Genomic DNA, 24,976 nt, shown 5'->3' with positions numbered 1-24,976 from the left:
TTAAAACACCTGTGTTAATCAGATTGTACAATTAATGGAAATCTACTTAAAACTTTTTGAAGTTTTATTCCCAGTTTTTTTTATTATAGGAATTGGGTATTATTTAGGTAAAAAAAATCCAAAATTAGATACAACATTTATTGCTAACTTTGCTGCTAATATTGGTAGTCCTGCAATGGTTTTTTATGCAGTTACAACAACTGGCATATCTTTTAATATTTTTGCAGAATATTTTTGGTACTCTTTAATAGCTATATTAGGGTTTGCAATTACTGGTATTATATTTCTTAAATTTTTAAATAAAGATATAGTTACCGAACTTCCTCCTTTTATTTTACCTAATACAGGTAACATGGGACTTCCACTTTGTTTATTTGCTTATGGCACTCAAGGTCTTGGAATAGCTGCAACCATTTCTTCTTTGGTAATTTTATTTCATTTTACCTTAGGAGTTTTTCTTGCGAGTAAGAAATTAGATTTTAATTTACTTTTTAAAAGTCCACCTTTTTATGCAATTATAATATCTGTTTTATTTCTATATTATGAAATTGAGGTGCCTGTTTTTTTAATTAATACAACAATGATGTTGACTTATGCAGCTATCTTTTTAATTTTAATGTCTTTAGGTATAGCGCTTACTAGATTTAAAGTATTTTCATTTAAGTCTGCATTGATATCTTCAATTGCTAGAGTAATTATTGGTCCAATTATTGGTTTTGCCATTATAAAAACTTTTAATTTATCTGGATTTGCTGCAGGTGTATTATTGATACAGTGCTCAATGCCAAGTGCTGTTTTAACTTATTTAGTTGGATCTCTATATTCTTCTAAAAAGGTTGTCGATAGTATTGCTAGTATGATTGTAGTTTCAACAGTCTATGTCTTTTATTACTGTTCCAATTACCGTATTCTTTGCTTTAAAATACTTCTATTAAGCAGTATCCTTCTTTGATGAAGGCAATAATATTAAATGCTACAGCTTGGATGATTGTTCCAGTAATGGATGCAATTGCTAAACATTTAAGTCTTACAATGGATGTTTTTCAAATAACTTGGGCTAGATATTTCTTTACCGTTGTTTTCACGCTTTCTTTAATGGTTTTATTTTATAGAGAAACCCTTGTTTGGAGCAAAAGACCAAAACTTCAGCTTGTTAGAGGAATAATTCTTGCTTTTTCAACTTTATGCTTTTTTTATTCAATATCAGTTATTTCACTACCAAAAGCATTAACACTTGCATTTGTTGCTCCAATAACATGCACTGCTTTATCACCATTTTTTCTTGGTGAAAAAGTTGGTATTAGAAGGTGGTCAGCTGTACTTGTGGGTTTTTTAGGAACACTTATAGTTATTAGACCAGGCTTTATAGATGTTAATTTAGCCACTCTAGCAGCTCTAGCTTGTGGTATTTGTTATGGCTTCTATTTAGTAATAACTAGAAAGTTAAGTACTTCAGATAATTCGCTTTTAACACTTTTATTTACTGGTGTAGTAGGGTTAGCAATAATTAGTGTATTTATGCCCTCAGTTTGGGTTAATCCAACCCCAAATGAGTGGATTATGATGGCTATAATCGGCCTTATAGCCTCTGTAGCACATCTTTTTATCATTTTATCACTCAAATATGCTGATGCTTCTAAATTAGCCCCTTTAGGCTATACAGAGATTATCACCAATATCATTATTAGTTATTATTTCTTCCATGAGCTTCCTGATAATTGGACTTATCTGGGTCTTTTCATTATAGTGTTAAGCGGACTATATATTTCTAGGAGAGAATATTATCTAAGATAAGTTAAATTAATAGTAATAAATCATTTACTATATATTAATGTAATGAGATTAGTTATATATGATAAATTATTGTAATTATTAATTAATTTAGATTTATAAAAATATAGATAATTTTATTATATAGTAAAAAAAACATTACTATATGTTTTATTAATCTCAATAATAAGCAATAAAAACAGAAAAATTAATCCGATATTCAATCTAATATTTATAAAAACTTATATTAATAATCAAATTTATTGTAATTGACTAAAATTGTTTAATATCAATACTTTTAAACATTTAAAAATAATAAAAGTACAGAAGGGGAGTGAAAATAACAAAAAAAACAACCTTTTTTAAATCTTCTATAAGTATTGGTATCATTGAAAACTAGAGCAATGCACTATTAGAATATACGCTTTAAAGGGCCATAGAGTACCTTATTTTAAGCAAAGATCGATATCTAGTACAACTGAAGGGTGCATAATACCAATAATGGGAAAAAAGGTTAAAATAGCTTAAAAGTGTTTATTTTAGCGGCTGATTAAACGTTTTGATATATAAAAAACGCTATTTAATTAAGACCTTCTCTAACCTCAGTAATCGCCTTTTTTGCTGAATTCCACCTTTTCCTGAGTATCCACCAAGGCTGCCATCAGATCTTATCACTCTATGACAGGGTATTTTGGGAGGATAGGGGTTTTTGCCTACAGCATTAGCAACTGCCCTGAAAGCTTTAGGTTTTCCAATGGCTTTAGCAACTTCTAGGTAAGTTTTAACTTTACCTTTTGGTATTTTCTTTAAATAATTCCAGACTTTTAGTTGAAATTTAGTCCCTTTTAAGTTCATAGAGTTCAAAACCTGTATTGTTAGCTATTTTATCGTATAATTTCTTTGCATTTTCATTGGAAGAGTGGGTAATCCAACGAATTCCATCCCAATTATTGGCTTTAGATAAGGATTTTAGATAAATTATAAGTTTTTGAGCTATTTGTTGGCCTCTAAATTCTGGCTCTACGAACAAATCATCTAAAAAACCAATATATTGCCCCTTAATTGGTCTCGGCATTGTTCTATAATGAGCAATACCTACAATTTTACCCTTAAATTCATAACAAATTGCATTAACATCATGAGTTTCATTATGAATCCACTCCCAAAGAGTATCTAAAATCTCTTGATTCATTGCGACTTTGTAAAATTTAGCGTATCCACAATATAATTTTATCCAATTTTCCTTATCTTTTCGCTCTAATTTTCTAATCATTTTGTTTAGTTTTAAATGTTAAATTATTGATATCATTATGTAAACCATCTAAATCCCTCAAACATAGCTAGACCATATAGCGAATGTCTGATTAAAAAAACTAAAGATATTTTTAATGGGTTTTCACTATTTGAAGCTAAGAGACCCTGGCCTGTAAAAGGCAAAAATATCAATAATGGTGCCAATGTAGTGGTAGCTCCAAAAATTAGCCCTGAAAAATATGACATATTAACCCCAAGTATTATGAAGATAAAATAATAAATAACTGCCCAACATAATGATATATAATAATGAAAAATCCACCCAAGCAGGACTTCGTTTTTAAATTTAGGCATATCAATAATTTTAGGATTATAAAAAATTGCATTTTTGATCATATAATAAGCCCATCTTCCTACAATTCCCCATGAAGGTTCTGGAATTCCAATAAATTTTAAAAGATATCCAAGAATATCTAGAATTATGCATGAGAAAATACCTGCAACTAGAATACTTAAAATATCATTCATTATAAATTCTTATCAAATTTCCATATTTAATCTTTAAAATTAAACTATTGACATTATAAACATATAATATATTACTAACGATAATTAATGGTTATCAATAGTAATAATATGAATAATATAATAACAGATATAAAAGCATTACAAGAAGAAACATTATTAAATCTTACAAAACTCAAAAGCAATAATACAGTAAGAGCTTATAAATCTGATTTTAATGATTTTGGATTATTTTGTGCTAAAAATGGATTTAAGTCTCTTCCAACTGAACCTAAAATAGTTTCATTATATTTAACTCATTTATCAACTAAAGAAGTTAAAATGAGCACTTTAAAAGGAGATTGGTATCAATAGGAGTTATTCATAAATTAAAAGGTCATTATTTGGATACAAAACATCCATCAATTATTGAAAATATAATGGGAATTAAAAGAAGAAAAGGTAGCTATCAAAAAGGAAAAAAACCATTATTAATCAATAATTTAAAAGCATTAATTAATGCAATAGATAGGTTAAAAATAAGATAATTAAAAATTTAGAGATAGAACAATATACTTAATTGGTTTTCAGGAGGTTTTAGAAGAAATGAGATAGTCTCACTAGAATTATGATGATCTAGAATTTGTTCAGAAGGGTTAAAATAATCTTAGAAAGATCTAAAACAGACCAATATGGGAAGGTTCTTGAAAGGACTCCCCTACTTTGATAATCCAGAGTATTGTCCAGTAATATCATTACAAAATTGGATTGAAATATCTAAAATAAATTCAGGACCATTGTTTAGAAGATTTTCAAAAGGTTCTAAATTAACAGAAAATAGATTAACAGATCAAACTGTAGCTTTAATAATAAAGAAATATTTAAATTAGCAGGTATAGATAGCAAAAATTATTCAGGACATAGCTTAAGATCAGGTTTTGCAACATCAGCAGCAGAGTCAGGAGCAGAAGAAAGAAGTATAATGGCTATGACAGGTCATAAATCAACAGAAATGGTCAGAAGATATATTAAAGAAGCAAATCTTATTTAAAAATAATGCATTAAATAAGGTTAAAATTTAAATCATGAATCAAGATGTAACAATTATAATTTTAACATATAAAAGTAAAAATTTAACAATAGATTATATCAAAAATCTTTATAAAAAATTCAAGATTATAATTGTTGATAATTCAAAAGATACTGAGTTAGAGCAGTAATAAAAAGTAGTTATCCAGGTGTGATATTCATTTAATATCAAATAATGGATATAGCACTCAAATTAATTATGGAGTTAATTTTGTTAAAACGAAATATTTTTTAATAAGCAATCCCGATGTAAGAGGTATAAATGAAATATATTATGCAATTTTTAGATGCTGCAAAACAACTAGATAATAAATTTTCAGTATTAGGACCAAGATATTTAGACGCAAATCCAAAATCAATAAAACAAAGCCAAAATAATAAAGATATAGCTGAATTAAGATTTTTGAGTGGAGCTTGCATGTTTTTTTATAAAAAAAATTATGATTTAATTGGAGGATTTGACAATAATTATTTTTTATACTTTGAAGAAAATGATTATTGTCTAAGATCAAAAAAATTCTTTAAAAATTATCAAATAAATACAATTAAAGTTTATCATGATGCAGGAAATTCTGTGATGTCTAAAAATGAACATGAGGTTAATGATCAACGAGATCTTAGATCATGGCATTTTGTATGGTCAAAGTTTCACTACTATAATAAGAATTATGGTTTTTTCTTTGCTATAATTTTTTTTTTACCAATAATCTTAAGAACAAGACTGAAGATTATTTATTATTCAATTATTAATGATAAGAAAAATTTAATTAAATACAAAAATAGATGGGATGGAATGAAAGCATCTATAATGGGTAAGAAATCCTTTAAAAGGCCAAATTTTTAAACACTTTTGAGAGTATCTTCGTAAGACTTAATATTCATAAAATTTTTATAATTATAATAATAGTCTTTAAATTTGAGATCCTTAAAATTTTTTATGTTAGTTTTTAATATATTTGAATTCATTTCTTTTTTAATTACACCAACACCTAAATCTATTTGACTTGTAAAAATATTTAGATTTTCTTTAGTTCTTAATTCAACTATAGCCTTCCAAACATCTCCATTCCACGAACCCCTATATCGTGGTATAGATTGATGAGCCTTGGTTCTTGGCAAACAATCATGTACTAAAATAAAACCATTTTTATTCAGAAACTTTAGTGAATTATTAATATCTTTTTTGACTTGTTCATAATGATGCAGACCATCAATAAAAATTATATCAAAATTTTGCTTGTTATCTTGAAAAAAATCATCACTTGTTTTTCTAACATTACCCCCACTAATGGGATCAACTCCTACTTTTGTATCAACAGAAATTTTTGAAAAAGATTGATCTTTATCACAACCTATTTCAAGATAATTTTTATAATCATATTTATCTATTAAATGTTGAATCAAATCCCATCTTTGAAAATTTTTAGGAAAATCTATTTGTAACTTTTTATTAAATCTTTCTATAAATAAAAAACAGTAAATTCTATTTTTTAAAAGTGTAAAAAAATTTAAATCTTCCATTAGTTTGTATACTTAATTTTTCCAGTATTCATAAATGCCTTTATTAAGCTCATATTTTGGCCAGATAAATCTCTCTCTATTAGGTTGTTTTTGAGCCCATACCCACATTTTGCTTAACCCCTCCTCTAAATCTACTTGGTGTTTAAAATCTAATAATTTAACTGATTTTTCCCATGTAGACCAAGCGTATTTTGTTTCGTGTCTTGCTTCTAAATATACTGGTTTAAATTTTGACCTGTTACATTGATCAATGCATCACAAGCATCGTTAATTGTGTATTCCTTGATTCCACCTAAATTAATAATTTCACCTATACAATTATCTTTTTGTGATGCATTCCAGAAAGGTATTATTGAGTCATCAACATAACTAAAAGCTCTGATTTGAGATCCGTCACCAAAAATAGTAGGGTTTTGTTTATTTAAAAGTTGATACATCCATATACCCAAAACATTTCTATATTTATCCCAAATATTTTGGTTTATCCCATAAAAGTTATGCGGACGAACAATTGTATAATTTAAACCGTGTTGTTTAAAAGCAATTTCAAGGTCCATTTCAACAGCATATTTTGCAACAGCATAAGGATCTATTGGTGCTTGTTTCATATCTTCACTAAATGGAGGTTTGTATTTGTCTCCATAAACAGACATAGAGCTTGCAAAAATAAATCTTGAAACATTATATTGAATGCTACATGTAATTAAATTTGTTGATGTTATCAAATTGTTATCATAATTATATTTTCTAATAAATGGACTTAATCCCTCTGCAGCATAGGCGGCAAAATGATAAACAATTGAAATTTTTTCTTTTTCAAAAACACCCTTTAAAGCCTCTAAGTTATTCAAGTTAAACTTATAAAATTTGACTTTATTATGAATATTTTCAGTATAGCCACCACTTAAATCATCTATACCAATAACTTCATAATTTGTATTTTCGATAATCCAACTCGCTAATCTGGACCCCAATAAACCAGCAACACCTGTTATTAAAACTTTATTCATAATAAATATATATTTATAACATTTTATAATAAATCTAAATTTAAAATTTTTATTTATAGTTAATAATTTTAAGATAAAATAACTGTAATTTTGTTTTGAGTAATTCAAAATAATATTCAATATTTTTTATAGGTTCTGTTAAAGGTCCATCATATTTAATAAAAATTTTATTTTTATTTTTATCTAATCCTGATCTTAAATAAAATTTTTCAAAAAAATTAATTCCTATCTTCCACTTTTTTAAAAAAATCTTGTTGCCTTTACTGCCCAAATATGTGAACAAACTTTTATCTTTTTTTCTAGTAGTAATTGAACCAAAATGATAAACAGAAGATTTTCCAAGTCCTTTGAAAATTCTTATGTTTTCATTCCATAGTTTCATGTTAAAATCACTATCATCTCCCCCAGTAGGAAAATAATCTTCACTCCAACCACCAACTTTTTTCCATATATCAATGTGGACTAATGCTGGATGTTTTGTGCTGCCCTGAAAATCAATAGTTTTAATTTGATTAAGGTTTTCGAGTAATCTGACTTCATCAAATTCTTTAAACGTTAAACCTGCATTAAATACAGGTGGTTTTGATAAATCATTTTTTTCAAAAATGATACAGCATTTACCATTGTCCCAGATAAGATAAAAATTATTATGATTTAATAAATCCAATTCATTTACAAACTCTTTATCCCAATTAGGACAATAATAAAAATCATCATGTGAGATTAAAATATAATCTAATTTAGCTAATTTTGATGCTTTATTTAATGCCAAAGACATTCCAATATTTTTTTCACTATAAGTAAAGTCTAAATTATTTTCTTTTAAATATTCAATAGTTCCATCGCTACCCTCATTAACGTGTACTATTATTTGATGTTTGAAATTAGAATTCTTTTTAATACTATCAATGCATATTTTTAAATATTCTAAATTATTATAAGTAGGAATTAGTATAGAAAACATTTATTTCATGTTGTGCCAAAAAGGATTTTTCTTATTAATTAGATCAACGGAACTTAACATATAGTTTGTGAGTATCATATTATTCATATATTTATGATATTTATTATAAGCAGATTTTGCTAACTTAATTCTAATTTTATCATTTGAAGCATAATATAAAATTTTATTAATTAAATCTTTTTCATTATTATAAAACACAACTTGTTTATCATTAAACAACTTATTTAATTCTGTTTTTTTATCTATAAAGACTAATAGACCATTTCCAATTAAAGATGATATTCTGTCACTAGAATAAAGTTTTTGATATAAACCACGACTTATATTTAAAGCCATTTTAGATTTTGATAAATAATAATAATAATTTGATCCCCAGATAGGTTCAAATTTATCCAGACCAAAAGATGCAAACTTTATTTCAGGCACATTGATGATTAAATTTTTAATTAATTTTTCACGACTATCTGATTTGCCTTTTTTTAATAAGCCTCTATTTTGACCATGACTAATTGCAGAAAAAATATCAAATTCTAAATTTTTATTATCAAAATTTTTATAGTTATCAATTGAACTATCAACTGGATTAGGAATAAATCTTAATTTATTATATAATTTGTGTTTTTTAAATAATTTTGGAGAAGATGTTATAAAACATTTATCCACATGTTCTAGATTATAAAAAAATTTTTTTTCTTTATCTAAATTAAGAAACTCTTTAGAGATAGAATCTATATACCATGAACAAATCTTAATATTTTTTTCCTTACAATAAGAAAAAACTTTTTCATTAATATTGAAGACATGGCCAATTAATAACATGTCGGGTGAAAAATTTTTTAATGTATTTAGTATTTTGTTATTAAATTTTTGATTATTATTAAATGGATTAAAAATACTTTTATTATTTTAAGATAAGATCTATCACTAATTATTTCGACAACATGATTATTTTTAATAAAACCATTATTAATTTTATTAGCAAAAGAATAGAATAATCTTCCATCAGAATTTTCATTGAAATTTGCTATATGTAAAATTTTTTTACTATTGTATTGGTTAATTTATGCTTATTAGTAAATAACTCATTTCTTAAATTATCTAATTCTTTTGAAATTTCTATCAAATTAAAATTATTATTATTATAAAATTCATTTTGTTTTTCACGTCTATATATTTTGTTAGAGTAATTTTTTTTAGAAATCTAAAAATTTCATTTGAATTATTTTCTTTTAAAACATGTGCTATTTTTTTTGACTCTGAAAGACCAGCTATATTAGATATTATTGGCAAACATTTTCTGCTGCTAGATTCAATCGCAATTCTACCAAGGGGTTCATTCCATACAGAATTACCAATAGCTATTTCAGATTTTTCATAATATTTTAATACATCATTATTTTTTAAATATCCTAATTCATTAACAGAACCTTCAATAGGAAAAATCTCTTTTCTAGTTTCATTCCCTATCGCTAAAAATTTCCAACTGGGATCATGTTTTTTAAATTTATAGGCTACCTTCACAAAAAATATGGTATCCTTTTGATCTATTTAATTTTCCAACAAATAAAATATTTTTTTCTTTTTTACTTAAATTTATATTTCTTTTTTTATTAATCCCATGATGAATAATATTGATTTTGAAATATCAACATTTTTCAGTTGTGAATAAAACATTTTTTGAATCCATCTACTAATAAAAATTATTTTGTTCGTGTTTTTAATAATAAATTCACGTTCTTCGATATTTTGTGATCCTCTTAAAGATAATGGATCATTATGAAAAAATAAATTTATTTTTACATTAGGAAAAAATTTTTTTATGTATGGTAAATATTCTGGCCTATTATGAATTTCAATAATATCAATTTTTTTTTTCTGATATTTTTTACAAAAATTTAATATATAATTTTTATTTCTAAATAACTTTCTTTATTAATATTGTCCGATGAAATAATTTTTATATTTTTTTTATATTTAGAATATTTTGTTGTGTCTTGAACATATATTGAGACAGCACCAGCTAAGTGAGGTTTTAAACTTTCTTTGTATGGCAATATAATAAATATTTTCTTATACATTTTTTATAAAATCTTTTTTAATCTTTAATCTCAATTTGTAATCTTTTTTTAATTTATACTCATTTTTCATTGCATCTACTTTATTTTGATATTTCTTAAAATAAATTAACTTCCCACTTCTTACCTTTTGTAAATTTAGCTCCTTTAGATGAATTATGTAATGAAATTCTATTTCTTATGTTGTTTGTATAGCCAACATAACTAATGAATTTATCTTTATGCTTTGATAAAATCATATAAACAAAAAATGACATAAATGGCGGTCCCTGGGGGAATCGAACCCCCCTTTGCAGGATGAAAACCAGCTGTCCTAACCGATAGACGAAGGGACCATTGATGGGTCTTTTATTTTAAAAGTTACGATAAATTCAAGACTTATTAAGCTAAAGAATTAAATCTTTAATATTTAATTGAATTGTTTTTTTATTATTCCAAATATTTTCATGTATTTGAGCAATAATATTAATCTTTTTTTTATAGTTACTAAATATTACCTATTTTAGTATTTAAACAATTAAAACATATTGCTTTGATTGATGGACCAATTTCAGGTTTTATTATGACTGATATATGTTTGTTATTAATAATCTTATATTTAATAATTTTAACATTTTTAATTAAGAAAGTTGGTAAAAAATTAAAATTTCCAAATGGTCCCAATTTATTAATTTCATTAATAAATTTCTTAATTAATTGCAGATGAAGATATTCTCAATATCATAATTGTTTAGATTCTTAATCAGAATATTTTTTTAAATAATCTTTTTGAATAAAATTATCTAAAAGTTTAATATTATTTTTTTTCATCGTAAATCCAGCAGCCATATTGTGACCACCACCCTTATCAATAATATTATTATCAATTAATGATTTGATTAAATGATCCAATATTATAAGATGAAGTAGATCTAGCTGAAGCTTTAAGACTATTATTAGATTTTGTAATAACAATTGAAGGTTTGTTAAAATAATCTTTTAATCTTGAAGCAATAATACCAATCAATCCTTCATTTAAATTATTTCTATAATAAATTATAACATTCTTATTTTCATTTTTAATTTTTTCAAAATCTATTTCATTTAAAATATTTTGTTCTATTTTTTTTCTTTTATTATTGAGGTTAATTAATTTAATAGCTCTATCTTTAATAATTTCATAATTATCTGAAGATAATAATTCAACACCATATTTTGAATAATTAAGTCTTCCACCAGCATTAATTATTGGTCCAATTAAAAAACCTAAATCATCAATAGTTATTTTTTTTTTAAATTATATTGATCAAATATAATAACTTAAAGCTAAATTATCTTTAAGTTAAAATCTATCAATAGTATTTTGTGCAATAATCTTATTAATTTTTCTTAATGGCATTACATCACATATAGTTGCAAGCAATACATAAATTAGAAAATTTGATAATTTAAAATTTGATTTAGTTTTTTTAATTAAAATATCTATAAAAAAATATGTTAAAGCTGTAGCACACAAAAGAGAGTTTTCTTTTTTAATAGATTCTTTTTTGGATTAATAATAGCATCTGATTTGGATAAGGATTATTAATTTCATGATGATCAATTATTATTGATTTAATATTATTTTGTTTAAGATAATCAATTGCCTCATTTGAAGTTGAGCCACAATCAACCATTATTACTAATTTAGGTTTTTTTAAAATTAATTTTTGAAAAAGTTTTTTACTGGCTCCATAACCATCGTTAATTCTATCAGGGATATAAAAAAAATGTTTTTGATTAATATGATTAAAATATCTAACTAATAATGATGTAGCACAAGCACCATCGACATCATAATCACCTAAAATACAAATATTTTCATTATTTTTAATAGAATTTAAAAGAATTAAAGATGCTTTTTGATAATCTTAATCATCTTTAAATATATTTAGTTAATTTTGTTTATTATTAATCCCATATATTTCTGAAGAATCATAATTTCTTGAAATGATTAACTGTGATAAAATATTCCTAAACCATAGTCTTGTTTAACTTTTTCAACTAAATTTTTATTAACTTTTTGTTGTATCCAAGTTTTACCAGAAACAGAAATCATTCATTTATTGAATTAACACTTTTAACTATTTCTTTAAAATTAGTATTTTTGTGAGTAACTAAAGTTTCACTATAAATTTATCTTCCTCAATAATAATTCCATTTAAAACTTCACTACTAGTTATTCCTGATGCACAAAAAAGAGAATCTCCTTTAACAATTTCGTTTAATTCATATTTTTTGTTTAAATCAGTTATACCCATTGATTTAGCTTCATTAATATCTTTTTCATTATCAAAAATAAATCTCCCTTGAAAATGACAATCATAAGCATCAAGAGCAGCATGCAGCAATAACACCTTCAGGACCACCACCAATACCTAAAAACATATCAACATTATATTTAGGATCTGAAACATATAATGCACCAAGCACATCACCATCTGTAATAAGTTTAATGTTTACTTTAAATCTTTAAGTTTATCAATAATCTTTTTATGTCTAGGCCTATCAATATACAAACAGTTAATGAAGAAATATCTTTATTTTTAAATTCAGATAAATTTTTAATATTTTTTTCTAAAGGATAATCAAATCAATTAAGCCTTTATCAATTTTTCCAGTAGCAATTTTATTCATATAAGTTTCTGGAGCATTAAATAAATTACCTTTTTCTCCAATAGCTAAAACAGCAATTCCACCAGGTAAATTATTTGCTACAAAATTTGTTCCTTCAACAGGATCTACAGCAATATCAAAATCTGGACCATTTTTTGTACCTAAAAGTTCGCCAGTATAAAGTAAAGGAGCCTCATCTAATGATCCCTCACCTATTACAACTTGACCATTCATATTAATTTTATTTAGCTCAGATCTCATAGAGTCAACTGCAGCTTGATCAGCTGCTATTTTGTCTTTTTTACCGACTAAATATGATGCAGCTAAAGCTGCTTTTGATGTAACATTGCAAAATTTTTCAATAAATTTTTTATCAATTGCCATTAAATTTTTTCATCAACTAATATCTTTGCTGTTAATTTGATATTCAAATTCTCTTAATCTTTTATAAACACTAGCTAGTTCAATTATTGTTGGCCATGCTTTTAAAAGATATTGCATTGAACCTTCTACTCTACCAAAGGCTCTTATAATTTGCTGCATAACTCCTAATGTAACTACACCAGCAACTATTGCAGGTGCTAAAAAAACATAAGCAGATAATACATTTGCTTGCAAATAGGCCATTCTACCAACATTAAAATATAAATAACGTATATAGCTTAAAAAATGAATTGAACGTACGTCATCAAATAATTCATTTATTGTTTTTGGCCGTACATTGTTATCATCTTCAGCTATTACTAAAATTTTTCTATATGCTGCTTCCTTTTTTTGAAGGTCATATTCAACACCAACCAATCTTAACAACCAACCTAATCCTATTAAGAAAATTGTACCACCAATTGTCCACAGTAAAGCTCCCGTAATTAATCCATATTGCCAATCACCAAAAAAGAAAATGGGTATACCAATTGACAAACTTAATAGAATTGGAACAAATTGAATTAAAACCATTACAGACTCAATAAAACTTGTACCAAGACCTTCCATAATACGAGTAAATTTAATTGTATCTTCTTGAACTCTTTGTGATGCACCTTCAATTTTACCAGCCTTATCATAAACACTATGATACCACTCAACCATTGCTGTTCTCCATCTGAATAAGTAGTGAGCTGTAAAAAAACTGATGGCTACATAAAGTGCTATGTACATCCCTGCCAATGTAATAAATGAAGCTAAACTAGCCCAGTATTCTTCAATAGTTATTGCATTAGGCGTTGCAAGAGCTTTTTGGATCATGTCATAAAAAACCCCAAACCACTCGTTAATTTTGACATCAATTTTAACCTGAACCCATAAAGAGGATAAAATGATAAATGATCCAAACCATGACCACATTAACCATTTTCTCAATTTAAAAAATCTAAACATTTATTATTTTAAAAAATTATCAGCGTATGATTTTTTTACAGTTTTTCTTTTTTTGGGTTCAATTAAATCAAAATCAATTTTTTTCTTTTTTGCATAGTTGATAGCTAATTCTTTTGATGAAAATTCCAATTTTAATTCAGTTAATGTATCTGATGAACTTTCCCACCCCATTAAAGGATTTTTTGTAGGATCTTTAGTTATAAATTCTAAAACCCACTTATTATTTTTTGCAGTTCCGGACTGCATAGGATTTTTGTTAGGTATATATATTATTGCTTTATTCATAATTGATGGTCGGAGTGGCAGGATTCGAACCTGCGACCCTCTGGTCCCAAACCAGATGCGCTACCAGGCTGCGCTACACTCCGATCCGTGTACTAATACAGCAGTTATTGAATATTTCAAAGTATAAAGAGGTCAAAATTAAAAGAATTTTAATAAAAATCTGATATATAACGAAGCATGATTATTGCTTGTCCTAATTGTAACAAAAAATTTAAGATTGACCCTACTTTAATACCTGAAGATGGAAGAGATTTAAAATGTGGATCGTGTAATCACGTTTGGCTTTATAAAGTTGAGGTTGTAAGCTCAATTCCTTTAGCACTAAATGACAATGTTGATAATAATGAGATTGAACCTGATGATACTGAAAAGAAAAAAGATATTGAATTCAAAAAGAATCAACTTATATCCAAAAAAATAATCAAAAAGAAAAAAGAAGAAAAAACAAAAAATACTGGTAGTAAATTTTTTTCTTATTTAATAGTTTTTATAATATCATTAATAGCATTAATGATTTTACTTGATACTCTAAAATCACCCTTGATAGACATATTTCCTGATTTAGAATTTGTTTTATTTAGCTTATTTGAAACATTGAAAGATATTAAACTATTTATTATAGACCTATATTAATTTATTATGATTAATTATTTATCCAAACCTTTTAAATGGTTTTTTAAACTTGAAGCAGCAAGTGGGTTAATACTGTTAATAGCAGCAGTACTTGCTCTAGTAATAAGCAACAGTGATTTAAGTGATCTATATTTTCATAGTTTAGAAAAATACTTATTTATTGGTATTAATGAATTTGGATTAAAACTTTCTGTTCATCACTGGATAAATGATGCTTTGATGGCAATTTTTTTCTTCTTTGTTACTTTAGAAATCAAAAGAGAATTTATACAAGGAGAACTATCAAACATTAAACAAGCAATGCTTCCAATTATAGCAGCCGTTGGAGGTATGGTGGTGCCTGCCCTTTTTTATGTTTTTATTAACTGGGGAGATTCTGAAACTATGAATGGATGGGCTATACCTTCAGCTACAGATATTGCATTTTCTTTGGGTATATTATCTTTATTAGGATCAAGGGTACCCATATCGTTAAAAGTTTTTTTAACAGCATTAGCTATTATAGATGATCTTGGTGCTATATTAATAATAGCTTTCTTTTATTCTGGTGATTTAAGTGTTCCATATCTAACTCTAATTTTATTAAGTTATATTTTACTTTTAATTTTAAATAAATTTTCAGTGAAAAAATTTATCCCTTATCTAATTATTGGTTTATTTATGTGGTATTTTACATATAAGTCTGGAATTCATGCAACAATCGCGGGGGTATTATTAGCCTCAACAATACCACACAGAATTAAAGATAGAGATTTTTCACTACTTGTTAAGATAGAACATGCAATTTCACCTTATGTAGCGTTTATGATAATGCCGCTGTTTGCATTTGCTAATGCTGGCGTTAATTTAGCTGGATTATCATTATCTAGTCTACTAGCACCAGTCCCTCTTGGTATTTTATGTGGATTATTTTTTGGAAAGCAAATTGGAGTTTTGTTCTTTTCATATGTTTCTATTAAATTAAAATTTGCAGAAGCACCAAACAATTCAAATTGGATGAGCTTATATGGTGTTTCTATTTTAACAGGTATAGGTTTTACGATGAGTTTGTTTGTTGGAAACTTAGCTTTTGTAGAAAATACTCAGTATATAGATGGTGTTAAAATTGGTGTATTAACTGGATCATTATTGTCTACTGTCTTTGGGTACGTTATCTTGTTAATGTCTTCAAAAAAATAATGTTTAATAAAAAAATTATCATTTATTTAATAATATTTATGTTTTCTTTTTTTAACAAGACTTTGTCTGATAACTCAAAAATTTTTTTTGATTTCAAAATAAACTCAATTAACGGTGATAGTTTAGATCTTTCTAAATATACTGGTAAAACTATATTATTAGTAAATGTTGCAAGTAATTGTGGTTTTACGAAACAATATGATGATCTACAAAAACTATACGATGAATTTAAAGATAAAGGTCTAGTTGTTGTTGGCGTCCCTACTAATCAATTTGGAGCTCAAGAACCAGGGACAGAAAAAGAGATAAAAAAATTCTGTGAAACAAATTTTAATATTACTTTTCCAATGACTAGCAAGTACGATGTTAAGGGCAGTAATGCACATCCAATATATATATGGGCAAAAGATACTTTTGGTAAATCTACTGTACCTAAATGGAATTTTCATAAAATTTTGATAAATAAGCATGGTAAAGTTGAAGATACTTTTGCCTCATTTACTGGTCCAATGTCAAAAAAAATTATTAATAAATTAAATCAGATTTTATAAAGTTACCGACAAGCCGTCATATGCCGGAATAATATTTTTAGGTAATCTTTTTTTTATTTCATTATAATCTATATCTGTATGAAGATTAGTTAATATAGCATTTTTAGGAGAAAACTTTTCTATCATTTCTAGAGATTTATCTAAATTAAAATGTGAAGGATGATATTTGTACCACAAACAATCAACAATAAGATATTTTAAATTTTTAAAATATTCATAATCTTTTTCAAAAATTTTACTTACATCACTTATATAAGCTATTTTTTTATCTATGATATAACAAATAGATTGAACGTTACCATGCTGCACTTTAATAGGTTTGATTGAAATATTCCTTTTTTTACTTTTTATAAATAAATTTTTATCAATATATTCAATTTAAGTGTTGCTGGATATTCATTACTATAAGTATCAAAGCAATAGGAGAAAGTTTTTCTTAGATATTTTGATGTAATCTTGTCAGCAAAAACATTAATAGGATTTTTATTTCTAATAAAGAAAGATCTTAAATCATTAATCCCATGTGTTTGGTCGGCATGCATATGTGAATAAAAAACTTTATCAATTTTCTTAATTTTTTGACTCAATATTTGATTACGTAAATCTGGTGATGTATCAATTAATACATTTTCAACATCTGTTTTTATTAATGCTGAACATCTTGTTCTATAATTTTTTTTATTTTTAGGGTCACAATTACCAAAATAGCCATCAGGTCGAGGCACACCCATTGAACTACCACATCCTAGAATTATAAACTTCATAATCTTTAATTAAAAAAAAGTTTATTAAAGTTATCTGTGGTAAAGTTTACTAAATCAGGTTTAGAAATATTTTTTATATCTGCTAATTTTTGTGCTGTATAATCAATGAAAGAAGGTTCATTTTTTTTACCTCTATTAGGTACTGGTGCTAAAAAAGGGCTGTCTGTTTCTATTAAAATTTTATCTAATGGTAATGATTTAAATGTATCTTGTAGCTCTATAGAATTTTTAAAGGTTATAATTCCACTTGCAGAAAAAAAAGCGTTTAACGTTAATAGTTTATTTGCAAAATCTTTACTTCCAGTAAAACAATGCATCAAAATTTTAAGGTTCTGATCTTTATAATTGTTTAATATATTAAAAGTTTCTTCTTCCGCGTCTCTAGAATGAATAATTAATGGAGTATTTGTTTTAATAGAAGCTTCAATATGTTCTTTAAAACTAATTATCTGATCATTTTTATCACTATTGTTATAGTAAAAATCTAAACCAGTTTCCCCTACTCCAATTATTTTTTTATTATCAGTAATGTTTTTTACAATAACGTCAGTGGTGATTTTATTATCAGTTGTTTCATGTGGATGTATTCCAATAGTGCCAAAAATCATTTCATCTTTTTCTATGATCTTCTTAATTCGATCAAAACTAGCAAATGAGGTTGATATAGTTAGCAGTTTTTTTATCCCAACTTCTTTTGAACGTTTAATTACATTGGTTAAATCACTTAATAAAGGTTCGTGATCTAAATGACAGTGAGAATCAATCATTATTTTTTTCTATCTTTTTAAAAAGGATATCAATTTTATTAATTTTACTTCCTTTTAATAAATATTCATTATTTTCAACAGAAGATAAATTGATATTATCTTCTTTAAGGTCAAATATTTTTAAGGCTCTTAAAGATGATTGAGGAATTATTGGAAAAAGTAAAAAACTAATTTTTCTAACAATTTCTAATGTTGTATAAACTATTGTATTTAATCGAATAGGATCTTCCTTTTTTTTCCAAGGTTCTTGATCATTAAAGTATTTATTAGCCTCAAACAAAGAATTTATAATAAAATCTATATAAAAATTAATATCCTGATTATCAATTTTATCTCTTATAATTTTTAAATTATTTTTATATTTATCTAAAATTATCAAATCTTCTTTTTCAAATTTAATATCATTTGGAACCTCACTATTACAATTTTTTATAGCAAATGCTGTAACACGTTGACATAAATTTCCAAAATTGTTTGCAAGGTCACTATTGATACAATCCTCAAGTCTCTCTTGTGATATATTGCCATCATTTCCAAAAGATACTTCTTTAATTAAATAATACCTTAGTGGATCTAAACCATATTCATTAATTATTTCTATTGGATCTAAAATATTACCTTTTGATTTAGACATTTTTTCATCACCAGAAAGTATCCAGCCATGGCCATAAACTTTTAGTGGCAAATCTATTTTAGCTGCGAGCAAAAAAGCAGGCCAATATACAGCATGAAATCTTAAAATATCTTTTCCAATTAAATGTACTGAAGCTGGCCAGAAATTTTTAAATAATACGTTATTCGTATCAGGATAGTTTAATGCGCTAATATAATTTGTTAAGGCATCAAGCCATACATATATAACATGATCATTATTGCCAGGTACATTTATTCCCCATGAAAAACTTTTTCTACTTATGGACAAGTCTTTTAAACCACTTTTAACAAAACTAATAACTTCATTTTTTCTTGTCTCCGGAGAAATAAAATTTGGATGTGTTTCGTAATAATCAAGTAAAGGTTTTTCCCATTTAGATAATCGAAAAAAATAAGACTCTTCCTCTATCCATTCAACAGTTGATCTTGAAGAAATAGATCTTTTAAGACCATCAACATCTTCTATTTCATCTTCATTATAAAATGCTTCATCAGATACAGAATACCATCCTGAATATTTTGACAAATAAATATCATCATTTTTTTCAAGTTCTTTCCATAGGTGCTGTACAGTTTTTTTATGTCTATCTTCAGTAGTTCTAATAAAATCTGTATTAGTTAAATTTAGTGTTTTCGAGAGATCTCTAAATGTTTGACTTATTTGATTACAAAATTCTAAGGGATCAATATTTTGTTTTTCTGCTGAACGCTGTATTTTTAATCCATGTTCATCAGTACCTGTTAAAAATTGAACATCAAATCCATCCATTCTTTTAAATCTTGCAAAAAAGTCAGCAATAATACTAGAATAAGCATGACCCATATGTGGTTTTGCTGATGGATAGTAAATCGGTGTTGTTATATAAAATTTTTTATCCATTCAAAACTCTATCTTCAAATTCCATTAATAAAGTTTCATCATCAAGATTAAAAATTTTTGTATTGATAATTTTATTTAAAAAATAGTTTTGCATTTTTAAAAGTTTAATATTTTTAACTGACACATTTTGTCTAAAGTAGCTTTCTATTAATGAATATAATAAATTTTTAATATATTGATCTTTCTTATATTTTTTTTCTATAATAATTTTTTTTATCAAATCTTTTAAATTGATTTGCCTTAAATTAAGTCGTTTTTATTCGCAAAATCCAATAAACTTAATATTGATCCTGGTGTGCTATAACAATTTACCATCTGATCGTGAATTAAATCCTTAAAATTTTCACCTAAAATTTTGCTCGTAATATCAAAGGATTGACTAGAAGTAAGGTGTATATTGTAATTGAGACATCTAGATTTAAGTGTAGGAAAGTATTCTTTTGTTATTATTGATTAATATAAAATAAACATTATCGTTAGGTTCTTCTAAAATTTTTAATAGAGCATTAACTGAATTAATGTTTAAGAGCTCAATATTATCTATAAGTACTAGTCTTGGTTTTGTGTTAAAAGACGATTTGTTTAATGTTAAAATCAAATTTCGAATTTGATTAACATCAATGCTTTTTTTATCATCGCCTATATCAATTAAAATAAAATTTGGATTAGATTTATTTAGAATTAATTTAAATGATTTATTATCAGGATTAATTCTAAAATTTTTAATATCATATGAATAATCTTCATCAAACGATAAGATATGATTAACAATGTGATATGCTAAAGTAGATTTTCCTATCCCCTTTTCACCAGATAACAATATTTTATTGGGTAGTTTTTTATTTTTATATAGTTCAATAAAGTCGTAAATTCAGAATGATGACCATATAAGGATAATTGATTTACTGGATTTAAATTCATTTAATCAATCTATCAATTTTACTCAAAATTAATTTTTCATTTTTATCTATTTCTAAATTTGAGTTTATTAACTGATATTTATTTTTTTGTTTTTGTGACAAATGAATAAATCCTTTTTGAACTTTGTTGTAAAAAGACATTTTAAATTTATCATACCTGTTTAATGATCTTCTTTGTTTTAATCTTTTTTGAAGATTTTTTTGGTTAACAATATTTAAAAATGTAAAACCTACTTTTATATTTTTAAGTAAATATTTATTTAAGGTTTCAATTAAATTTAGATCAACACCCATACCATAATGTTGATATGCTATTGTAGAGTCAGTAAATCTATCAATAAGTATTATCTTTTTATTGTAAAATTTCTTAATAATTTCTATATTTTCACTTCTAGCAGCCATATACAACAACAAGTCAGTATTTCTATTAAAATTAGATTTATTATTTAAAATTAATTTTCTAATTTTTTCTGAATTTGGATTGCCCCCAGGCTCTCTTATTTTAATATGACTAATTTTTTTATTATTAAGATACTTGGAAACAGTTGATATGTGGTGACTTTTTCCACTTCCCTCTATACCTTCAAAAACTATGATTGGTTTTTTAGACATCGCCCCAAATGAGATAATTAAGTGATTTTAATAATCTAGACACAAAATTTACTTTATTAACTTCATTTGAAGCAAGTAAATCGTATTCACCAACTAACTCATCATCATACACAACTTTTAATATAGCAATTTTTTCATCTTTTTTAATTGGAGCTTCTACAGGTCCCTCATATTTAATAGAAACTTTTAAAAGTTTTTTTTTAGCTTTTTTAATAGTTTTGTAGATGTCTTGATTAGTATAGACATCAACCTTATCAACTTTTCCAAGCCATACATCCACTTTATCAAATGGTTCATTAGCTTTAGATATATTGACTAGATCAAAATTAGTAAGACCGTAAGTATGTAATTTAGAACTTTCTCTTGATCGAGCATTTTTAGAATTAAATCCACTACCAACAGCAATCAATCTTCTACCATTTCTAACTAATTGATGAAGCTAAAGAGTATTTTTCAACAGCCAAATATCCAGTTTTAATTCCATCAGCTCCAAGGTTTTTGTATAGAAGAGGATTTCTATTTCCTTGAGTAATTGGGTCACCCCCTGTTCTATTCCAAGTAAATTTTTTTTCAGAAAACATCTCATAAAATTTAGGATGTTTTTCAATTAAATATTTAGACATTTTTAGAATATCTCTGACTGTTGAGAAATTGTCAGGATCATTTATACCTGATGAGTTTGCAAAATTAGTATTTTCCATCCCTATTTCCTTAGCTTTTGCAGTCATTAAAATTGCAAACTCTTCTTCTGTCCCAGCAATACCTTCGGCTAAAGCTACACAGGCATCATTTCCAGAAGCAACTATTATGCCTCTCAATAAATTCTCTACTGATACTTCGATCACCAACCATAATAAACATAGATGAATATCCAGCATGTAGATAATCGCCATGCTTTTTCTGAAATGATAAACTTTTCATCTAAATTTAAATCACCTGATTTGATTAAATCAAAAGCAATAATCGATGTCATAATTTTAGTCATTGAAGCTGGATATATAGAAATAGGTCAGGTTCTTTTTCATAAAGAATTTCACCTGAGTAATAATCTTGAAGAATTGCAGTTCTGGCTTTTACATCTAAGATTGGCGTTAGCTAATTCAGCATGAAAAAAACTAACAAGCAATATTATAATAAATTTTTTAAACATCTTTTAAAATTTCTATATTTTCAAAATCTAATGATTTAATTTCATTAAATGAGTCTTCAAGTTTTTTTATATCATTAAACGGTCCTAATAATACCCTATATTTCGTATTGGATATTGTTTTAACAAAAGGACTCTTAATGTCTGTTTCATTAATAATTCTATCTAGACATGTTATTGGCAGAGTCCTTATAATAAAAATCAGCAATCTTAATTGAGTAACTAAAAATTTTCTTCTTTTACAATTTCTTTATTTTGAAGATTAGTATTACCTAGGTTATCAATCTTGAATGCCGTCTACAGGTGCTTTTTCTGCAACTTTTTTCTCTTCATTAAAAGTTTTGGCTTTTTTTGCAATAAATGTAGAGTTTTGAGAAATAAGAACCAGATCAATGTAAGGTTCTTTTAAATCTAATGATAACTCCTCTGCTATTCTTAATGTTATTACACTATTATAGAAATCAGAAAACTTTGCATTATTTGAAATAACTTCAGCAATTACTGTTTTTTGATTAATAGGATTAGTTATTTTAACAAAAGAATTCTTTTTTAAGATTTTTGTGAAAAATTAAAAGAGATCTATTATCAATTGTCTTATTGAAATTTTTTTTTCTTTTTTTAGAGTAGAGTCTATAGACTAAAGTAAAACCAGAGTTTTTATATTTAGTACATATTTCTTGATTAGAACATATTTCTATTAAGATTATTTTGCTCACATCCTGTTAAAAATATAAAGAATAGTATAATTAAAATGACTTACAATGCATTTTCAAATTTCTCTTTAAGTGTGCATACAGCCAATGAAAATCTTAAGGATCTATTCCACTTGTAAAATAATTTCATAATTATCAAAAACAATATAAGCAGGACTTAAATTTTCTGCATCTGGTATAATATCTTTATCAGGTGTTATTATAGAAGTAGTTAGACTATCAAATTGTTTGATCTAATACATCATCATTTAATATATATTTTCTAAAATATTCTAATTTTTTTTTATCATGTAGTTTTTTTGCTGAAACATTTAAATACTTTTTTGGTATTTCATTTGATAATTCTATCTTATAAAAACATGGCTCACTTATCTTTCCACCCTATTTTATTTAAATAATTAGCCGCAGACGCATAAGCATCATTATTATTTTTTAAATCAATATGAACTATTTTTGTCGAAATCTACTGCATAGTTTTTCATTGTAGATGGCATAAATTGAAAAAAGCCAAATGCTCCTGCCCAAGAACCATATAAAGTTTTGTAATCAATTTGCTTATTTTCTATTAATTTTAATAATATAATCAGTTCACTTGAAAAAAATTCAGATCTTCGTCTTATCAAAACTTAATGTAGCTAAAGATGACAATATATCCATTTTACCAACATAAGTTCCAAAATTAGTTTCTATACCCATTAATGCTAAGAGAAGTTCTTTTTCAATATTGTAAAGATTTTCCACGGTATTTATTAAATTTGTGTTTTTTTTATAAAAATCAACTCCTTTGGAAACCTTTTTAGATGATGTTCTTTTTGAGATATATGTTTTGGTATCTTCATAAAATTCAGGCTGATATCTGTCATACTTAATGACATTAGGAAGAAATTTTATATTAGCCATAACATTATCAAAAGTATTTTCAGAAATATTATTTTCTAAAGCAATTTTTCTAAAATCGTTTTTCCATTCAAGAAAACCTGTTGGATTTTCAGATAAAGATGAAGTGGAAATTAAAAATATAAATACAAGTAAATAGTTAGCTAGTTTCATACAAATCCTTTCAAATATATAATAACAGCAATCCAAATAAAAATAAAACTAACTAATTTTGCTAATGAAAATGGCTCATCATAATAAAAATAACCCAATAAAAATTGCAATGTTGGAGTGATATAAAAAATCATGCCTGTTGGACCTAGACCACACAATTCAACACCCCTGACATATAAAAATAAAGGTATAACTGTCATTGGGCCAGCTAAAAAAATAAACAACATCATTGGAGGATCAGATAACTTAAAATCATTATTTCCATTTATAGTTATTAAATAAAAAGCAATTACTGCAAATGGTAATATATATAAACTTTCTATTAAAAGACCTATATCTGTATCAATATTTATTTTTTTTCTAATTAAATTGTAAAATCCCCAACTTAGGGCAACTATAATACCAACCCATGGTAATGATTTTATACTAATCAAAACTAGGTATAAAATAGATATAATTACCAATATAATTGATAATATTCTTTTGTTGTTAAGTTGTTCTTTAAAAAAAATATAGCCAAGCATTACACTTAAGATTGGCATCATAAAATATCCAAAGCTTGCATCTATTATTCTATTTGTTGCAATAGCGTAGATCCAGACAGCCCAATTTATAAAAATAAG

The 24,976-nt window shown here is 25.7% G+C and carries 41 protein-coding genes, 2 tRNA genes and 1 pseudogene; 11 read left to right on the top strand and 33 right to left on the bottom strand.

Annotated features, from left to right (window positions below):
* Window positions 1-34 precede the first annotated feature (34 nt).
* Together Q0X98_RS04965 and Q0X98_RS04960 are read left to right on the top strand one after the other, a co-directional pair.
* Window positions 35-952: an AEC family transporter gene (locus Q0X98_RS04965; RefSeq protein WP_297681891.1), complete on the top strand. Its 918-nt coding sequence runs from the start codon at window positions 35-37 to the stop codon at window positions 950-952.
* Window positions 952-1,794 (top strand): DMT family transporter, encoded by an 843-nt coding sequence (locus Q0X98_RS04960; protein WP_297681890.1) that lies wholly within the window; start codon window positions 952-954, stop codon window positions 1,792-1,794. The genes Q0X98_RS04965 and Q0X98_RS04960 overlap by 1 nt, the downstream gene beginning before the upstream one ends.
* Before the next feature lie 552 nt (window positions 1,795-2,346).
* On the opposite strand, the gene Q0X98_RS04955 is transcribed toward Q0X98_RS04960, so the two are convergent.
* From Q0X98_RS04955 to Q0X98_RS04945, 3 genes are read right to left on the bottom strand one after another with little or no spacing between them, the layout of a single operon-like run.
* Window positions 2,347-2,625, bottom strand: coding sequence for an MGMT family protein (locus tag Q0X98_RS04955; RefSeq protein WP_297681889.1), 279 nt, complete (start codon window positions 2,623-2,625; stop codon window positions 2,347-2,349).
* Window positions 2,606-3,043 (bottom strand): GNAT family N-acetyltransferase, encoded by a 438-nt coding sequence (locus tag Q0X98_RS04950; RefSeq protein ID WP_297681888.1) that lies wholly within the window; start codon window positions 3,041-3,043, stop codon window positions 2,606-2,608. Before Q0X98_RS04950 ends, Q0X98_RS04955 begins: the two co-directional genes overlap by 20 nt.
* A 35-nt stretch (window positions 3,044-3,078) precedes the next feature.
* Window positions 3,079-3,552, bottom strand: coding sequence for a DUF2938 family protein (locus Q0X98_RS04945; RefSeq protein ID WP_297681887.1), 474 nt, complete (start codon window positions 3,550-3,552; stop codon window positions 3,079-3,081).
* Window positions 3,553-3,660: 108 nt separating this feature from the next.
* Between Q0X98_RS04945 and Q0X98_RS04940 the strand changes: the two genes are divergently transcribed.
* The 6 genes from Q0X98_RS04940 to Q0X98_RS04915 all read left to right on the top strand — a co-directional run bounded on the left by Q0X98_RS04940 (window position 3,661) and on the right by Q0X98_RS04915 (window position 5,461).
* The gene (locus tag Q0X98_RS04940) at window positions 3,661-3,903 is read left to right on the top strand and encodes a hypothetical protein (protein ID WP_297681886.1); all 243 of its coding nucleotides are present in this window, start codon (window positions 3,661-3,663) and stop codon (window positions 3,901-3,903) included.
* On the top strand, window positions 3,891-4,076 hold the full coding sequence (locus Q0X98_RS04935; RefSeq protein ID WP_297681885.1) for a hypothetical protein: 186 nt from the start codon (window positions 3,891-3,893) through the stop codon (window positions 4,074-4,076). Before Q0X98_RS04940 ends, Q0X98_RS04935 begins: the two co-directional genes overlap by 13 nt.
* A gap of 144 nt (window positions 4,077-4,220) precedes the next feature.
* Window positions 4,221-4,418, top strand: a complete 198-nt coding sequence (locus Q0X98_RS04930; protein ID WP_297681884.1) for a hypothetical protein — start codon at window positions 4,221-4,223, stop codon at window positions 4,416-4,418.
* A complete protein-coding gene (locus Q0X98_RS04925; protein WP_320415281.1) occupies window positions 4,370-4,579 on the top strand; it encodes a tyrosine-type recombinase/integrase in 210 nt (69 codons plus the stop codon). The genes Q0X98_RS04930 and Q0X98_RS04925 overlap by 49 nt, the downstream gene beginning before the upstream one ends.
* 34 nt (window positions 4,580-4,613) lie before the next feature.
* Window positions 4,614-4,748, top strand: a complete 135-nt coding sequence (locus Q0X98_RS04920; protein WP_297681883.1) for a hypothetical protein — start codon at window positions 4,614-4,616, stop codon at window positions 4,746-4,748.
* Window positions 4,749-4,879: 131 nt separating this feature from the next.
* The gene (locus tag Q0X98_RS04915) at window positions 4,880-5,461 is read left to right on the top strand and encodes a hypothetical protein (protein WP_297681882.1); all 582 of its coding nucleotides are present in this window, start codon (window positions 4,880-4,882) and stop codon (window positions 5,459-5,461) included.
* Here the strand turns inward: Q0X98_RS04915 and Q0X98_RS04910 are convergent.
* The 17 genes and pseudogenes from Q0X98_RS04910 to Q0X98_RS04830 form a co-directional block, all read right to left on the bottom strand.
* A complete protein-coding gene (locus tag Q0X98_RS04910; protein ID WP_297681881.1) occupies window positions 5,458-6,138 on the bottom strand; it encodes a class I SAM-dependent methyltransferase in 681 nt (226 codons plus the stop codon). The genes Q0X98_RS04915 and Q0X98_RS04910 overlap by 4 nt on opposite strands.
* A gap of 209 nt (window positions 6,139-6,347) precedes the next feature.
* On the bottom strand, window positions 6,348-7,148 hold the full coding sequence (locus Q0X98_RS04905) for an NAD-dependent epimerase/dehydratase family protein (protein ID WP_297681880.1): 801 nt from the start codon (window positions 7,146-7,148) through the stop codon (window positions 6,348-6,350).
* Window positions 7,149-7,197: 49 nt separating this feature from the next.
* Entirely contained in the window at window positions 7,198-8,112 is a 915-nt protein-coding gene (locus tag Q0X98_RS04900; RefSeq protein ID WP_297681879.1) for a glycosyltransferase family A protein, read from the bottom strand.
* Complete coding sequence (locus Q0X98_RS04895) at window positions 8,113-8,931, bottom strand: glycosyltransferase (protein ID WP_297681878.1); 819 nt, start codon at window positions 8,929-8,931, stop codon at window positions 8,113-8,115.
* 300 nt (window positions 8,932-9,231) lie between these two features.
* Window positions 9,232-9,633, bottom strand: a complete 402-nt coding sequence (locus Q0X98_RS04890; protein ID WP_297681877.1) for a glycosyltransferase — start codon at window positions 9,631-9,633, stop codon at window positions 9,232-9,234.
* Window positions 9,634-10,007: 374 nt separating this feature from the next.
* A complete protein-coding gene (locus Q0X98_RS04885) occupies window positions 10,008-10,190 on the bottom strand; it encodes a hypothetical protein (protein WP_297681876.1) in 183 nt (60 codons plus the stop codon).
* A 95-nt stretch (window positions 10,191-10,285) separates the two neighbouring features.
* Window positions 10,286-10,444 (bottom strand): GIY-YIG nuclease family protein, encoded by a 159-nt coding sequence (locus tag Q0X98_RS04880; RefSeq protein ID WP_297681875.1) that lies wholly within the window; start codon window positions 10,442-10,444, stop codon window positions 10,286-10,288.
* A gap of 3 nt (window positions 10,445-10,447) precedes the next feature.
* Window positions 10,448-10,522: transfer RNA gene (locus tag Q0X98_RS04875), tRNA-Glu, on the bottom strand.
* A gap of 151 nt (window positions 10,523-10,673) precedes the next feature.
* Window positions 10,674-10,850, bottom strand: a complete 177-nt coding sequence (locus tag Q0X98_RS04870) for a hypothetical protein (protein ID WP_297681874.1) — start codon at window positions 10,848-10,850, stop codon at window positions 10,674-10,676.
* A gap of 75 nt (window positions 10,851-10,925) precedes the next feature.
* On the bottom strand, window positions 10,926-11,078 hold the full coding sequence (locus Q0X98_RS04865; RefSeq protein WP_297681873.1) for a hypothetical protein: 153 nt from the start codon (window positions 11,076-11,078) through the stop codon (window positions 10,926-10,928).
* Window positions 11,050-11,265: a DHHA1 domain-containing protein gene (locus Q0X98_RS04860; protein ID WP_297682045.1), complete on the bottom strand. Its 216-nt coding sequence runs from the start codon at window positions 11,263-11,265 to the stop codon at window positions 11,050-11,052. The genes Q0X98_RS04865 and Q0X98_RS04860 overlap by 29 nt, the downstream gene beginning before the upstream one ends.
* Window positions 11,266-11,698: 433 nt before the next feature.
* Window positions 11,699-12,016 (bottom strand): DHH family phosphoesterase, encoded by a 318-nt coding sequence (locus Q0X98_RS04855; protein WP_297682044.1) that lies wholly within the window; start codon window positions 12,014-12,016, stop codon window positions 11,699-11,701.
* Window positions 12,017-12,322: 306 nt separating this feature from the next.
* Window positions 12,323-12,556 carry a fructose-bisphosphatase class II gene (locus Q0X98_RS04850; protein WP_297681872.1) on the bottom strand — a complete coding sequence of 78 codons (234 nt, stop codon included), beginning with the start codon at window positions 12,554-12,556 and terminating at the stop codon, window positions 12,323-12,325.
* Window positions 12,537-13,205, bottom strand: a pseudogene (locus Q0X98_RS04845) (fructose-bisphosphatase class II). Before Q0X98_RS04845 ends, Q0X98_RS04850 begins: the two are co-directional and overlap by 20 nt.
* A 12-nt stretch (window positions 13,206-13,217) precedes the next feature.
* Window positions 13,218-14,198 carry a putative transporter gene (locus Q0X98_RS04840; RefSeq protein WP_297681871.1) on the bottom strand — a complete coding sequence of 327 codons (981 nt, stop codon included), beginning with the start codon at window positions 14,196-14,198 and terminating at the stop codon, window positions 13,218-13,220.
* 3 nt (window positions 14,199-14,201) lie between these two features.
* Window positions 14,202-14,483, bottom strand: coding sequence for an ETC complex I subunit (locus tag Q0X98_RS04835; protein ID WP_297681870.1), 282 nt, complete (start codon window positions 14,481-14,483; stop codon window positions 14,202-14,204).
* 6 nt (window positions 14,484-14,489) lie between these two features.
* A tRNA-Pro gene (locus Q0X98_RS04830) sits at window positions 14,490-14,566 on the bottom strand.
* 94 nt (window positions 14,567-14,660) lie between these two features.
* Here Q0X98_RS04830 and Q0X98_RS04825 point away from each other — a divergent pair.
* The 3 genes from Q0X98_RS04825 to Q0X98_RS04815 are packed head-to-tail and all read left to right on the top strand — an operon-like array spanning window position 14,661 to window position 16,846.
* The gene (locus tag Q0X98_RS04825) at window positions 14,661-15,116 is read left to right on the top strand and encodes a zinc-ribbon domain-containing protein (RefSeq protein ID WP_297681869.1); all 456 of its coding nucleotides are present in this window, start codon (window positions 14,661-14,663) and stop codon (window positions 15,114-15,116) included.
* A 6-nt stretch (window positions 15,117-15,122) separates the two neighbouring features.
* Window positions 15,123-16,295: a Na+/H+ antiporter NhaA gene (gene nhaA, locus Q0X98_RS04820; protein ID WP_297681868.1), complete on the top strand. Its 1,173-nt coding sequence runs from the start codon at window positions 15,123-15,125 to the stop codon at window positions 16,293-16,295.
* Window positions 16,296-16,333: 38 nt separating this feature from the next.
* Entirely contained in the window at window positions 16,334-16,846 is a 513-nt protein-coding gene (locus tag Q0X98_RS04815; RefSeq protein WP_320415275.1) for a glutathione peroxidase, read from the top strand.
* Here Q0X98_RS04815 and Q0X98_RS04810 read toward each other — a convergent pair.
* The 13 genes from Q0X98_RS04810 to Q0X98_RS04750 all read right to left on the bottom strand — a co-directional run bounded on the left by Q0X98_RS04810 (window position 16,841) and on the right by Q0X98_RS04750 (window position 24,967).
* Window positions 16,841-17,155 carry a hypothetical protein gene (locus Q0X98_RS04810; protein ID WP_297681866.1) on the bottom strand — a complete coding sequence of 105 codons (315 nt, stop codon included), beginning with the start codon at window positions 17,153-17,155 and terminating at the stop codon, window positions 16,841-16,843. The genes Q0X98_RS04815 and Q0X98_RS04810 overlap by 6 nt on opposite strands.
* Window positions 17,156-17,193: 38 nt before the next feature.
* A complete protein-coding gene (locus tag Q0X98_RS04805) occupies window positions 17,194-17,610 on the bottom strand; it encodes an MBL fold metallo-hydrolase (RefSeq protein ID WP_297681865.1) in 417 nt (138 codons plus the stop codon).
* Window positions 17,611-17,615: 5 nt separating this feature from the next.
* On the bottom strand, window positions 17,616-18,377 hold the full coding sequence (locus Q0X98_RS04800) for a TatD family hydrolase (RefSeq protein ID WP_297681864.1): 762 nt from the start codon (window positions 18,375-18,377) through the stop codon (window positions 17,616-17,618).
* Entirely contained in the window at window positions 18,370-19,911 is a 1,542-nt protein-coding gene (gene metG, locus Q0X98_RS04795; protein ID WP_297681863.1) for a methionine--tRNA ligase, read from the bottom strand. The genes Q0X98_RS04800 and metG overlap by 8 nt, the downstream gene beginning before the upstream one ends.
* Entirely contained in the window at window positions 19,904-20,131 is a 228-nt protein-coding gene (locus tag Q0X98_RS04790; protein WP_297681862.1) for a hypothetical protein, read from the bottom strand. Before Q0X98_RS04790 ends, metG begins: the two co-directional genes overlap by 8 nt.
* A 198-nt stretch (window positions 20,132-20,329) precedes the next feature.
* On the bottom strand, window positions 20,330-20,731 hold the full coding sequence (locus Q0X98_RS04785; protein WP_297681861.1) for an AAA family ATPase: 402 nt from the start codon (window positions 20,729-20,731) through the stop codon (window positions 20,330-20,332).
* A 97-nt stretch (window positions 20,732-20,828) separates the two neighbouring features.
* Window positions 20,829-21,443, bottom strand: a complete 615-nt coding sequence (gene tmk, locus Q0X98_RS04780; RefSeq protein ID WP_297681860.1) for a dTMP kinase — start codon at window positions 21,441-21,443, stop codon at window positions 20,829-20,831.
* Window positions 21,436-21,852, bottom strand: a complete 417-nt coding sequence (locus Q0X98_RS04775; protein ID WP_297681859.1) for a hypothetical protein — start codon at window positions 21,850-21,852, stop codon at window positions 21,436-21,438. Before Q0X98_RS04775 ends, tmk begins: the two co-directional genes overlap by 8 nt.
* 13 nt (window positions 21,853-21,865) lie before the next feature.
* On the bottom strand, window positions 21,866-22,288 hold the full coding sequence (locus Q0X98_RS04770; RefSeq protein WP_297681858.1) for a hypothetical protein: 423 nt from the start codon (window positions 22,286-22,288) through the stop codon (window positions 21,866-21,868).
* Window positions 22,285-22,416, bottom strand: coding sequence for a hypothetical protein (locus Q0X98_RS04765; RefSeq protein WP_297682043.1), 132 nt, complete (start codon window positions 22,414-22,416; stop codon window positions 22,285-22,287). The genes Q0X98_RS04770 and Q0X98_RS04765 overlap by 4 nt, the downstream gene beginning before the upstream one ends.
* A 1,324-nt stretch (window positions 22,417-23,740) precedes the next feature.
* Entirely contained in the window at window positions 23,741-23,926 is a 186-nt protein-coding gene (locus Q0X98_RS04760) for a lytic murein transglycosylase (protein ID WP_297681857.1), read from the bottom strand.
* Window positions 23,907-24,353, bottom strand: a complete 447-nt coding sequence (locus Q0X98_RS04755) for a lytic murein transglycosylase (RefSeq protein ID WP_297681856.1) — start codon at window positions 24,351-24,353, stop codon at window positions 23,907-23,909. The genes Q0X98_RS04760 and Q0X98_RS04755 overlap by 20 nt, the downstream gene beginning before the upstream one ends.
* Complete coding sequence (locus Q0X98_RS04750) at window positions 24,350-24,967, bottom strand: EamA family transporter (RefSeq protein ID WP_297682042.1); 618 nt, start codon at window positions 24,965-24,967, stop codon at window positions 24,350-24,352. Before Q0X98_RS04750 ends, Q0X98_RS04755 begins: the two co-directional genes overlap by 4 nt.
* Between the last annotated feature and the right edge of the window lie 9 nt (window positions 24,968-24,976).

The sequence above is a fragment of the uncultured Candidatus Pelagibacter sp. genome (genome assembly GCF_943788075.1).
Classification (GTDB): domain Bacteria; phylum Pseudomonadota; class Alphaproteobacteria; order Pelagibacterales; family Pelagibacteraceae; genus Pelagibacter.
The sequence above is the reverse complement of the archived record's forward strand: the minus strand, read 5'-3'. Positions and strand labels throughout refer to the sequence as shown.